This window comes from Citrobacter sp. TBCS-14, assembly GCF_005280805.1.
GTDB classification, from domain to species: Bacteria; Pseudomonadota; Gammaproteobacteria; order Enterobacterales; family Enterobacteriaceae; genus Citrobacter; species Citrobacter gillenii.
Window position 1 is genome coordinate 109849 of the sequence record NZ_SZWM01000476.1, and the last position, 11712, is coordinate 121560.

Genomic DNA, 11712 nt, shown 5'->3' on the forward strand with positions numbered 1-11712 from the left:
GGATGGCGGCGTAAACGCCTTATCCGGCCTACGAAAATCATGAACGTAGGCCTGATAAGCTGAGCGCCATCAGGCATTTTACAGCGTGCTATTTGTTCTTACAGGCTATTGAAAATACGGTTTTCTTGTTCCTGCACACGAATAAAGGTTGTACGTTTGGTCAACTCTTTCAGACGAGACGCACCGACGTAAGTGCAGGCAGAACGCAGACCGCCGAGGATATCACGGGCGGTATTCTCAACCGGACCTCGCAGTGGCAGCTTAACGGTTTTACCTTCAGCTGCACGGTACTGGGCAACACCACCCACGTGACGCGTCATGGCGGACTCAGAGCTCATACCGTAGAACAGCATAAATTTCTCACCGTTCTCTTCCACCACTTTACCGCCGCTTTCTTCGTGACCGGCCAGCATACCGCCCAGCATGACGAAGTCTGCACCGCCGCCAAACGCTTTTGCCACGTCACCCGGCATCGTGCAACCGCCATCGCTGACAATCATACCGCCCAGACCGTGTGCAGCATCCGCACATTCGATAACCGCTGACAGCTGCGGATAGCCCACGCCGGTTTTTACTCGTGTGGTACAAACAGAACCAGGACCAATGCCGACTTTGACGATATCCGCGCCAGAAAGCACCAGCTCTTCACACATTTCACCGGTCACCACATTACCGGCACAGATTGTTTTCGTCGGCCATGCTTCGCGTGCTTTCGACACAAACTGAACGAAATGCTCTGAGTAGCCATTTGCCACATCAATGCAAATGAAGTTCAGCGCAGGATTCAGCGCCAGAATTTGTTTGGTTTTTTCGAAATCGGTGTCAGATGTCCCGGTCGAAACCATCACGTGTTTGATGACATCAGCAGATGCATTCGCAACGAAAGCAGACCAGTCCTCTACGGAATAGTGTTTATGTACAGCAGTCAGAATGTCGAAAGAGGCAAGCGCGGTTGCCATGGCAAACGTTCCGACAGTGTCCATATTTGCGGCGATGATTGGCACGCCGGACCATTTCTGACCTGAATGTTTAAAGGTAAATTGACGTTCCAGCTCAACATCGGAACGGCTTTTGAGAGTAGAACGCTTAGGGCGGATAAGAACGTCTTTGAAACCTAACTTCAGATCTTCTTCGATACGCATGTGCGGATTCCTGGGGTTAATGGCGAAAAATCGAAACTCACAACTCCAGTGACGCTATCATACGCACTAATCAATACCGCGCAAGACTGCGAAATTCTCTTTTTTTACGCTACAATCCCATAAATTTACCTGGCGCAGAGTAGGTCAATCCTGCAGCAGCCTCGCCTTCGCATGCTTAACTTTTAACTGTTTGATAATCAAACTTAAACTCCAGGATCCGGATCTATGAGGTATACAGTAGCCTTAACTGGCGGTATTGGCAGTGGTAAAAGTACCGTTGCCAATGCGTTCGCTGACCTCGGAATAAACGTGATTGACGCCGATATTATTGCGCGTCAAGTTGTTGAGCCTGGTACGCCTGCCCTTAACGCGATTGCTGAACATTTTGGCAGTGAACTCATCGCCGCAGATGGCACGTTGCAACGGCGAATTTTACGCGAACGTATTTTTTCCGATCCTGATGAAAAATCCTGGCTGAACGCCCTGCTCCATCCACTGATTCAACAGGAAACTCAGCGCCAGTTTCAGCAAGCGACATCTCCTTATCTGTTATGGGTTGTCCCCCTGCTGGTTGAAAACTCACTGTACAAAAAGGCCAATCGCGTACTCGTGGTGGATGTTACTCCCGAGACCCAGCTCAGACGAACCATGCAGCGTGATGATGTGACACGCGAACATGTTGAACAAATTTTGGCAGCCCAGGCAACACGTGAAGCTCGTCTTGCCGTGGCTGACGATGTTATTGATAATAATGGCGCACCGGATGCCATCACCTCGGATGTCGCCCGCCTGCACGCGCGCTATTTGCACTGCGCGTCGCAGTTTGTCTCACAGGAAAAACCGTAATGCACACCCAGGTCCTTTTTGAACACCCTCTCAATGAGAAGATGCGTACATGGCTGCGCATTGAGTTTCTGACCCAGCAACTCTCCGTTAACTTACCCATTGCCGATTATGCAGGCGCACTGCATTTTTTTAGAAATATTGGGGATTTATTGGATGTATTTGAACGCGGCGAAGTCCGTACCGAACTCCTCAAGGAACTGGAACGACAACAGCGTAAACTTCAGGCCTGGGTTGAAGTTCCCGGCGTCGATCAAAGCAGAATAGATGCCCTGCGCCAGCAGTTAAAAAGCGCAGGCAGCGTTTTGATTTCAGCACCGCGTATTGGACAAACGCTACGTGAAGATCGCCTGATTGGTCTTGTACGCCAGCGTTTAAGTATTCCTGGTGGATGCTGCAGTTTTGATTTGCCAACTCTGCATATCTGGCTGCATCTGCCTCAGTCGCAGCGAGATGCGCAGGTTGAAAACTGGCTTGCCAGCCTGAATCCACTGACTCAGGCGCTGACGCTGGTTCTGGATCTAATCCGTAATTCGGCACCGTTCCGTAAGCAAACTAGCCTGAACGGTTTTTACCAGGATAACGGTGACGATGCGGATTTGCTACGTTTGCATCTGCCGCTTGATTCACAGCTCTACCCGCAGATATCCGGTCATAAGAGCCGTTTTGCCATTCGTTTTATGCCGCTGGATAGCGAAAATGGCCAGGTACCAGAACGCCTCGATTTTGACCTGGCGTGCTGTTAAGGAGTAAACATGTCTGAACAAACCATCGTCAACTGCCCAACCTGTGGTAAACCCGTCGTCTGGGGGGACGTGAGTCCGTTTCGCCCATTTTGCTGTAAACGCTGTCAGTTAATCGATTTGGGCGAATGGGCCGCAGAAGAGAAGCGTATTCCCAGCTCCGGCGACTTATCAGAAAGCGATGACTGGAGTGAAGAGCAGAAGTAATTCTGCTAAAGCGTAGGCCGGATAAGGCAACGCCGCATCCGGCATTTTTATGTCATTCTGCCGGATGACGCTGCGCTTATCAGGCCTACGAATACCGTTCATTATCCCGCAATCAGCTTGTTAATCACCGGTTCATTGGCCGGCGGAAAATCCTCTGCATTCAGTGCAGACTGCGCAACCCACTGCGCCGGTTGTCCCTCTTTACCCCATGGCTCACCTTCCCAGCTGTCGACCAGCCAGAACCACAGCGTGATGTGTCGGTCCGGGAACGCGTACTCCAGCTTTTCGAACAGCGTACTATGAACGGGTGTAATCCCGACTTCTTCCTGTAGCTCTCGAATCAGCGCCTGCTCAGGGGTTTCGCCTGCTTCAATTTTGCCACCGGGGAATTCCAGCTTATTCGCCATGTGGGCATCCGCGGCACGCTGAGTAATAAAAATCTCTTTTTGCTGATTACGAATAATCCCAACGGCAATTTGCAGTATTTTCATTTTGTTTATCCATAAAAAAGGCGCAGAATTCTGCGCCTTTTCAGTGAGTTATTTGCTTAGCTCAATCGACCATGGCACTGCTTGAATTTTTTACCGGAACCGCAAGGGCACGGATCGTTACGACCGACTTTACGATCGCCGGTCTGCGCAGCAAGTTCTTCTGCTACAGCAGATTCATCATCTTTGTGGCTCAGTTGCTGCATCTGCGCTAAACGCTCAGCATCTTCGCGACGCTGCTGCTCCATTGCTTCGACTTCTTCAGGCATACGCACCTGAACTTTGCTCAGAGTACTGATCACTTCATATTTCAGCGACTCCAGCATCGATGCAAACATAGAGAAGGATTCACGCTTGTATTCCTGCTTCGGATCTTTCTGCGCATAACCACGCAGGTGAATACCCTGACGCAGGTAGTCCATTGCTGCCAGGTGCTCTTTCCACAGGGAATCGAGGGTTTGCAGCATCACGCCTTTTTCGAAGTGGCGCATCATTTCTGCGCCCACAACCTCTTCTTTACGCTGATACACTTCAATGGCGTTAGCCAGAATACGTTCACGCAGCGTCTCTTCATGCAGCTCAGGTTCTTTATCCAGCCACTCTGAAATCGGCATCTCGAGGTCAAAATCGTTTTTCAAACGTTCCTGCAGGCCCGGAATATCCCACATTTCTTCCAGCGACTGAGGCGGAATATAGGCATCAATAGTAGCTTTGAAGACGTCTTCACGGATGCTGTTAATCGTTTCGCTAACGTCAGTCACATCCAGCAGTTCGTTACGCTGGGTGTAGATGGCGCGACGCTGATCGTTGGCAACGTCATCGTATTCCAGCAGCTGTTTACGAATATCGAAGTTGCGGCTTTCTACTTTACGCTGCGCGTTGGCGATAGCTTTGGTTACCCACGGGTGCTCGATCGCTTCGCCCGGCTTCATACCCAGTTTACGCATCATTCCTGACACACGGTCAGAGGCAAAAATACGCATCAACGCATCTTCCATCGACAGGTAGAAACGAGAAGAACCCGCATCCCCCTGACGGCCAGAACGACCACGCAGCTGGTTATCGATACGACGAGATTCGTGACGTTCGGTACCAATGATGTGTAAACCACCGGAGGCTAATACCGCGTCGTGACGCACCTGCCAGTCGGCTTTAATCTGCGCGATTTGCTCTTCGGTCGGGTTCTCCAGCTCGGCAACTTCTGCCTGCCAGCTCCCTCCCAGCACGATATCCGTACCACGACCCGCCATGTTGGTGGCGATGGTCACGGCTGACGGATAACCCGCCTGTGCAACGATCGCCGCTTCGTTGGCGTGGAACTTGGCATTCAGCACGTTGTGCTTAATACCGGCTTTGGTTAGCTCGTTAGAAACCACTTCAGATTTTTCGATGGAGATAGTCCCCACCAGCACCGGCTGACCGTTAGCGGTACGCTCTTTAATATCTTCAATAATAGCCTGAATTTTTTCCGCTTCAGTCATGTACACCAGATCCGGTAAATCCTTACGGATCATCGGACGGTTGGTCGGCACGACAACGGTATCCAGTTTGTAGATAGAGCTGAACTCAAACGCTTCGGTATCCGCTGTACCGGTCATACCGGCCAGTTTTTCGTACAAACGGAAGTAGTTCTGGAAGGTGATGGATGCCAGCGTCTGGTTTTCATTCTGGATATCCACGCCTTCTTTCGCTTCAACAGCCTGGTGCAGACCATCGGACCAGCGACGGCCCTGCATGGTACGTCCGGTGTGTTCGTCGACAATGATAACTTCGCCGTCTTTCACAATGTAATCAACATCGCGAGTAAACAGGACGTGCGCGCGCAGCGCGGCGGTTACGTGATGCATCAGCATAATGTTGCCCGGAGAGTACAGTGACTCGCCTTCATCCATGATGCCTTCATTCACCAGCAGTTCTTCGATCAGTACCAGACCTCGTTCGGTCAGGTTCACCTGACGCGCCTTCTCATCGACAGAGAAGTGGCCTTCGCCCTGGAAGGTGTCAGAATCGTCTTTCTCCTGACGCACCAGATGCGGGATGATTTTGTTCACTTTTTTATACATTTCCGAGCTGTCTTCAGCCGGGCCGGAAATGATCAGCGGCGTACGCGCTTCATCGATCAGGATGGAGTCAACTTCATCCACCAGCGCATAGTGCAGTTTACGTTGAACGCGCTCTTCCGGGCTAAACGCCATGTTGTCGCGCAGGTAGTCAAAACCGTATTCGTTGTTGGTACCGTAGGTGATATCGGCGGCATAGGCTTCACGCTTAGCAGGCGCGGGCAGGCCAGACATGTTGATCCCTACGGTCATACCGAGGAACTCGAACAGTGGGCGGTTATTCTCGGCATCACGCTGTGCCAGATAGTCGTTGACGGTCACCACGTGTACGCCTTTACCGCTTAACGCGTTCAGGTATGCCGGCAGCGTCGCGGTCAACGTTTTACCTTCACCGGTACGCATCTCTGCGATGCAGCGCTCGTTGAGCACCATACCGCCCAGCAGCTGCACGTCGAAGTGGCGCATACCAAATACGCGTTTACTCGCTTCACGTACCACCGCGAATGCTTCAGGGATCAGGCTCTCAACGGTCGCGCCTTTTTCCAGACGCGCGCGGAACTCAGCGGTCTTCGCTTTCAGTTCATCATCGGAGAGTTTTTCCATCTCCGGTTCCATAGCATTGATGACGTTGACCACTTTGCGCATACGACGCAGTGTACGTTCGTTACGACTACCGAATACTTTCGTTAATAATTTGATTAGCATAATAAAATCTCAAACGCCCCGCAGCGCGGAGTCAAAAATTATAGTTGGAAGGTTCTTTTTTTAGCTGAGGCGTTGAGGACCGGCGCGGATCCCCTGCAGCTGGCTTATCCAGACAGGAACGCTAAACGCGGCTTGAGAAGTAAAATGGGCATACGTCACGCGACTTACGGTCGCCGGCGGGTTGCCTTCCTGCGTCAGCATCGCGCTGAGCGTATTCAGTAAAGCAAGATGATGCGCCTGATTCGGCAATGGATCTTCGGCAACGGGTAACGCCTGAGGAGCCATGGCAAAAGAAAGGTGGCGGATAACCGTACGAATAGCATGCTGATGCCAGTAATCGACGGTAAAATTCGGGCGACGATTGCTCGCCTCCAGCAACGCCAATTGGCTAAAGTTGACCTTAGCTGATTGATCGTGATTACGGGTGGTCGCCTTGGCGGGGGTATTCGGTTCAGCGGCATTACCGATCGCGGGCAGGCCAAAACTCGCCGCGACCATCCCCAATAAGAGATGCGGCCAGAAGTACCGTCTGCCTAACTGTCGCCAGCGCGTCAGTATTCCACTCACGTTTTTGCCACCTGATATACCCTGCATTTGGGGTTATAAATTCAAAACGATTTTTGCGCACGGATCTTATCATTAAAGCGACCGCTCCACAGCAGTAATGACAACCCGCCATGGGAAAATATGCTCAACAAAGCAGCGATCGCACACTATTTTAACGTTACGGCAGGGAAAAGTTTGCGTTGAGAAAGGCTGCGTTAGTGAGTATATAAAAAAAACGACTGGCTTACCTGGCCGGAGAGAGTACCAGATTTACCAGTCGAATTTTGCGACAACGGGTGTCGTTACGCCAGTACGGTCGAAGGTGCTTTGAACGCCAGCGGCAGTTCTGCATCGTCCTGGAAGGTCACAAATTCCCAAGCTTCCTGTTTTGCCAGGACAGCCTGCAACAATTTATTATTCAATGCATGACCGGATTTATACGCGGTGAATGCACCAATAATGTTGTGACCACACATGAACAAGTCACCAATCGCGTCGAGCATTTTGTGACGAACGAATTCATCTTCAAAACGCAGGCCGTCTTCGTTCAATACGCGATAATCGTCAACAACGATGGCACAATCGAAGCTACCGCCCAGGCACAGGCCACGGGACTGCAGATATTCGATATCACGCATGAAGCCGAAAGTACGCGCACGGCTAATCTGGCGCATAAACGCATCCGCAGAGAAGTTCATCGCATAGCGCTGGGTGCTGGAATCAATCGCCGGATGGTTAAAGTCGATGGTAAAGTCCAACGAGAAACCATTGTACGGTTTGAATTCAGCCCACTTGTCGCCATCTTCGACACGAACGGTCTCTTTGATGCGTACAAATTTTTTGGCGCAGTTCAGTTCTTCAATACCTGCGTCAAGCAGCAGGTAAACGAACGGAGCAGCACTGCCATCCATGATCGGGATTTCCGGGGCATTAACCTCAATAACGATGTTATCGATGCCTAAGCCCGCCAGAGCAGCGTTGAGGTGCTCAACGGTTGAAATCCGTACATCATGCTCATTGACCAGACACGTACAGAGCATGGTATCACGCACAGATTTGGCATCGGCCGGGAAATCTACCGGAGGATTCAAGTCGGTGCGACGATAGATGACCCCGGTGTTGGCCGGCGCAGGGCGTAATGTCAGGGTGACTTTTTTGCCGGTATGCAAACCGACGCCAGTCGCCTGAACGATACGTTTAAGAGTCCTTTGTTTGATCATCGTATAATCTCGCCAAATTACCTATCCAACCGAAGTGTACTATACATTCGGTGGGCCAGTTTAGCACAAAGAGGCACAATTCCCAAATTCCAGCTAATTCTTAATCAGCTTGCTTACGCAGGAATGCGGGGATATCCAGATAATCCGGCTCTTTGGTGGTCTGCGGCGTATTGTCGTTGACCACTTTTGCTACCGGTTTCTGCTCTTGCGTCAACGGCGCCATACCGTGCTGCTGGTAACGATCCATTACCGGCTGCTGTACCTGCTTGTTGGTCACCAGGGTGATTTCCGGACGCTTGTCCATACCAATTCCAGTGGCCACCACGGTGACGCGCAGTTCGTCGTTCATATCCGGGTCCAGAGAGGTACCGATAACCACGGTCGCGTTATCCGAAGCAAATGCACGGATGGTGTTGCCGACGGTTTCGAACTCATCCAGACGCAGGTCGAAGCCCGCAGTGATGTTGACCAGCACGCCGCGTGCGCCAGACAGATCGATGTCTTCCAGCAGCGGAGAAGAGATCGCCATTTCAGCGGCTTCTTCTGCACGGTCTTCACCGCTCGCCACGCCAGAGCCCATCATCGCGTAGCCCATTTCGGACATCACGGTGCGTACGTCTGCAAAGTCAACGTTCATCAGACCCGGACGGGTGATCAGCTCAGCGATACCCTGAACCGCGCCTTTCAGCACGTCGTTCGCTGCGCCAAACGCGTCCAGCAGTGAAATACCGCGACCCAATACTTTCAGCAGTTTGTCGTTCGGGATAGTGATCAGAGAGTCCACATGTTTGGACAGCTCGGTGATACCCTGCTCCGCGAATGCCATACGCTTCTTGCCTTCAAAGTTGAAAGGCTTAGTCACGACAGCAACGGTCAGAATACCTAAATCTTTTGCTACTTCAGCAACCACTGGCGCTGCACCGGTACCGGTACCGCCACCCATGCCTGCTGCGATGAACACCATGTCTGCGCCGTCAAGCGCTGCACGCAGAGCTTCACGATCTTCATCAGCCGCATTGCGACCGACTTCCGGGTTTGCACCCGCGCCCAGACCTTTGGTAATACCGCTACCAATCTGAATGGTCTGTCCAACCGCAGTCTTACGCAACGCCTGAGCGTCGGTATTCACCGCGAAGAATTCAACACCTTCGATGCGCTCGCGCACCATGTGTTCAACGGCATTACCGCCGCCGCCACCGACGCCGATGACTTTAATCACCGCGTCGTTGGTTAGTTCCATAGGTTCAAACATAGTTTCTCTCTCCGTTTTACACTTCATCCTTCAAGCCGCCTCTTTGTTGGCTGCCTTCACTCACTCCCGTCACATAGTAAACTATGCTCCAGGTGATTCGCTCAGTTGCCGCCGCGATGCAACTTGAATGATGTTGTGTATGTGCCTGTCGCCTGAGACCGTAATTGTTGCCGGTCTCATAAAAATTAAAACTCTTTTCGCAGCCAACTGTTGAGTCGTTTGATCCACGATCCAACCGATGCTGTTACACGTTTTTCAACTTCAGCCTCACCACTCAAATGGGATTCTTTCCCGTAGTGAAGCAACCCCACTGCCGTTGAATAATACGGCTCTTGGGCATAATCTGTCAGACCGGTAATGTTCAGCGGTGCACCAATTCGCACCTGCGTGTGGAACACGCGTTGAGCGCAGGCCGCAAGGCCTTCAATTTGTGCCGCACCACCGGTTAATACAATCCCCGCCGCCAGATGATGTTTCACACCCTGCTGGCGAAGCTGTTCCTGTAATTGCAAAATCTCTTCGTTGACCAGGTTGAGCAGCTCGGTATAACGCGGCTCAATCACCTCTGCCAGGGTCTGACGCTGCAGACTGCGCGGCGGACGACCGCCCACGCTTGGCACCTCAACGCTTTCATCTTTACCGACGATAGATCCCAGCGCGCAGCCATGGCGCACTTTGATGGCTTCGGCATCGCTCGGCGGCGTACCAAAGGCATACGCGATATCGCTGGTTACCACATTCCCTGCGTAAGGGATCACTTTGGTGTGGCGCAACGCGCCGCCAGTATAAACGGCGATATCCATTGTACCACCACCAATATCGACTACGCAGACACCCAGCTCACGTTCGTCTTCCGTCAAGACAGAATAACTGGCTGCCAACCCGGCAAATATGAGTTGGTCAACTTTCAGGCCACAACGTTCAACAGCTTTAACAATATTCTTCGCCATGTCGTTGTGGCAGGTAATCAGATGCACTTTAGCCTGCATGCGTACGCCGGAAAGCCCTACCGGATTTTTAATGCCTTCCTGGTAGTCAATGGCGTATTCCTGCGGAATGACATGCAGAACACGATGCTCATCGCGTACGCGTACGGATTTCGCCGTATGCACCACGTTCTCTACGTCTTCCTGTGTCACTTCCTCTTCGGAAATGGGCACCATACCAATTTCATTCTGACAGCTAATATGTTTACCAGAAAGCGCCAGATACACCGAGGAAATCTGGCAATCCGCCATCAGTTCAGCCTGGTCAATGGCGCGCTGTACGCATTTCACCACTGACTCAAGGTCATTCACCCCGCCTTTATCCATACCTCGCGATGGGCAACTGCCCACGCCAATGATATTGACCATACCGTCGGGCAGAACTTCCCCTACTAAAGCGGCTACCTTCGCGGTGCCTATCTCCAGTCCAACTACCCGTTTTCTGTCCGTCGCCTTGATCATTGTTGTTCTGCCTGTGCCTGATTCTGTTGCTGATTAGATTCCTCAGGAGGCAAGGGAACCCAGCCTACTGCCGCTCCTGAGTCATAACGCAAATCAACGTAGCTAATCCTTTTGCCATCGGTTTGCGCCTGCTGCTGTAAAACCGGGTAGAGTTCCACAAAGCGAGCCAAACGTTTTATCGTGTCGCCCCTGCCAAGATTGAGCTTAATATCGTTATTAAGCGTTAACTGCCAGGAACGACGAGCGGTCATCGCCGCTTCCTTCAGGGTGAATCTATCCTTAGCCAGCACCTGCCCCATATCGCGGAACCCTTGCAACACTTCACTCGCGCTGCCTTCCGGGCCATACAACATGGGTAATACCTGCTTATTGGCCCGACCGGTTGGGACGCTGAATGTATTGCCATNGTCGCCCCTGCCCAGATTCAGCTTAATATCGTTATTCAGCGTCAACTGCCAGGAACGACGCGCGGTCATTGCCGCTTCCTTCAGGGTGAATCTGTCCTTAGCCAGCACCTGCCCCATATCGCGGAACCCTTGCAGCACTTCACTTGCGCTACCTTCCGGGCCATACAACATCGGTAATACCTGCTTGTTGGAGCGACCCGTCGGTATGCTGAACGTATTTCCGTCTGCATCGACCATATGCTGATCATTCCAACGCGCTATTGGCACATATTCAACCAGATGAATCTTCAATTCATCAGGCCATTGCTTCCTGACGCTCGCCTGTTTAATCCATGGCAGGCGTTCAATCTGACTCTGGATGATGTTGACATCCTGAGTCATAAAGGTTCCTGGTGCGCCCAGCGCCAGGATGGACTGACGAATATCATCGTTGCGCGTGTAGTGACGCTCGCCGGTCAAAACCAGTTTTGACAACGGCAAACGCTGCGCATCCTCCATCCATCCCAACACTACCCAGCCGCTGACAAACACGGTGCACAGCACTGTCAGCAGGAAAATAATTCCTGCAAGACGCGTTCCATTGTTGCGGCGTGAGGAGAGAGCTTCTTCTTCATCATCACCGTTTCGCGTGTTCAGCGCAGCCTGCGACAT

At 51.9% G+C, this 11712-nt stretch carries 10 protein-coding genes and 2 pseudogenes; 3 read left to right on the forward strand and 9 right to left on the reverse strand.

The annotated features are described in order from the left end of the window. Positions 1-98 precede the first annotated feature (98 nt). On the reverse strand, positions 99-1142 hold the full coding sequence (locus tag FDX22_RS17515) for a GMP reductase (RefSeq protein ID WP_115259449.1): 1044 nt from the start codon (positions 1140-1142) through the stop codon (positions 99-101). Between the two features lie 225 nt (positions 1143-1367). On the opposite strand from FDX22_RS17515, the gene coaE reads away from it, so the two are divergent. The 3 genes from coaE to yacG are packed head-to-tail and all read left to right on the forward strand — an operon-like array spanning position 1368 to position 2935. After that, positions 1368-1988 carry a dephospho-CoA kinase gene (coaE, locus tag FDX22_RS17520; protein ID WP_135912586.1) on the forward strand — a complete coding sequence of 207 codons (621 nt, stop codon included), beginning with the start codon at positions 1368-1370 and terminating at the stop codon, positions 1986-1988. Beyond that, positions 1988-2731 carry a cell division protein ZapD gene (zapD, locus tag FDX22_RS17525; RefSeq protein WP_096758294.1) on the forward strand — a complete coding sequence of 248 codons (744 nt, stop codon included), beginning with the start codon at positions 1988-1990 and terminating at the stop codon, positions 2729-2731. The genes coaE and zapD overlap by 1 nt, the downstream gene beginning before the upstream one ends. 9 nt (positions 2732-2740) lie before the next feature. Continuing rightward, on the forward strand, positions 2741-2935 hold the full coding sequence (gene yacG / locus FDX22_RS17530; protein WP_115259452.1) for a DNA gyrase inhibitor YacG: 195 nt from the start codon (positions 2741-2743) through the stop codon (positions 2933-2935). A gap of 101 nt (positions 2936-3036) precedes the next feature. Here the strand turns inward: yacG and mutT are convergent, their stop codons facing one another. From mutT to ftsQ, 8 genes and pseudogenes are all read right to left on the reverse strand, one after another. Further along, positions 3037-3426: an 8-oxo-dGTP diphosphatase MutT gene (gene mutT / locus FDX22_RS17535; RefSeq protein ID WP_115259453.1), complete on the reverse strand. Its 390-nt coding sequence runs from the start codon at positions 3424-3426 to the stop codon at positions 3037-3039. A 56-nt stretch (positions 3427-3482) separates the two neighbouring features. After that, positions 3483-6188 (reverse strand): preprotein translocase subunit SecA, encoded by a 2706-nt coding sequence (secA, locus tag FDX22_RS17540; RefSeq protein ID WP_115259454.1) that lies wholly within the window; start codon positions 6186-6188, stop codon positions 3483-3485. Positions 6189-6248: 60 nt separating this feature from the next. Next, positions 6249-6755, reverse strand: coding sequence for a secA translation cis-regulator SecM (gene secM / locus FDX22_RS17545; protein WP_115259455.1), 507 nt, complete (start codon positions 6753-6755; stop codon positions 6249-6251). Positions 6756-7036: 281 nt separating this feature from the next. Beyond that, positions 7037-7954, reverse strand: coding sequence for a UDP-3-O-acyl-N-acetylglucosamine deacetylase (gene lpxC / locus FDX22_RS17550; RefSeq protein WP_045439825.1), 918 nt, complete (start codon positions 7952-7954; stop codon positions 7037-7039). A 100-nt stretch (positions 7955-8054) separates the two neighbouring features. Continuing rightward, positions 8055-9206 (reverse strand): cell division protein FtsZ, encoded by a 1152-nt coding sequence (gene ftsZ / locus FDX22_RS17555; RefSeq protein WP_003018753.1) that lies wholly within the window; start codon positions 9204-9206, stop codon positions 8055-8057. A 185-nt stretch (positions 9207-9391) separates the two neighbouring features. Beyond that, positions 9392-10654 carry a cell division protein FtsA gene (ftsA, locus tag FDX22_RS17560; protein WP_146717541.1) on the reverse strand — a complete coding sequence of 421 codons (1263 nt, stop codon included), beginning with the start codon at positions 10652-10654 and terminating at the stop codon, positions 9392-9394. After that, positions 10651-11058, reverse strand: a pseudogene (locus tag FDX22_RS30100) (cell division protein FtsQ/DivIB); the annotation flags it as partial. The gene ftsA and the pseudogene FDX22_RS30100, both read right to left, overlap by 4 nt. Before the next feature lie 6 nt (positions 11059-11064). After that, positions 11065-11712, reverse strand: a pseudogene (ftsQ, locus tag FDX22_RS30105) (cell division protein FtsQ); the annotation flags it as partial.

Excerpts from the sequence above, each read along its gene's own strand:
- FDX22_RS17515 (WP_115259449.1), bottom strand. The coding sequence starts at position 1,142 with ATGCGTATCGAAGAAGATCTGAAGTTAGGTTTCAAAGACGTTCTTATC.
- coaE (WP_135912586.1), top strand. The coding sequence starts at position 1,368 with ATGAGGTATACAGTAGCCTTAACTGGCGGTATTGGCAGTGGTAAAAGT.
- zapD (WP_096758294.1), top strand. The coding sequence starts at position 1,988 with ATGCACACCCAGGTCCTTTTTGAACACCCTCTCAATGAGAAGATGCGT.
- yacG (WP_115259452.1), top strand. The coding sequence starts at position 2,741 with ATGTCTGAACAAACCATCGTCAACTGCCCAACCTGTGGTAAACCCGTC.
- mutT (WP_115259453.1), bottom strand. The coding sequence starts at position 3,426 with ATGAAAATACTGCAAATTGCCGTTGGGATTATTCGTAATCAGCAAAAA.
- secA (WP_115259454.1), bottom strand. The coding sequence starts at position 6,188 with ATGCTAATCAAATTATTAACGAAAGTATTCGGTAGTCGTAACGAACGT.
- lpxC (WP_045439825.1), bottom strand. The coding sequence starts at position 7,954 with ATGATCAAACAAAGGACTCTTAAACGTATCGTTCAGGCGACTGGCGTC.
- ftsZ (WP_003018753.1), bottom strand. The coding sequence starts at position 9,206 with ATGTTTGAACCTATGGAACTAACCAACGACGCGGTGATTAAAGTCATC.
- ftsA (WP_146717541.1), bottom strand. The coding sequence starts at position 10,654 with ATGATCAAGGCGACGGACAGAAAACGGGTAGTTGGACTGGAGATAGGC.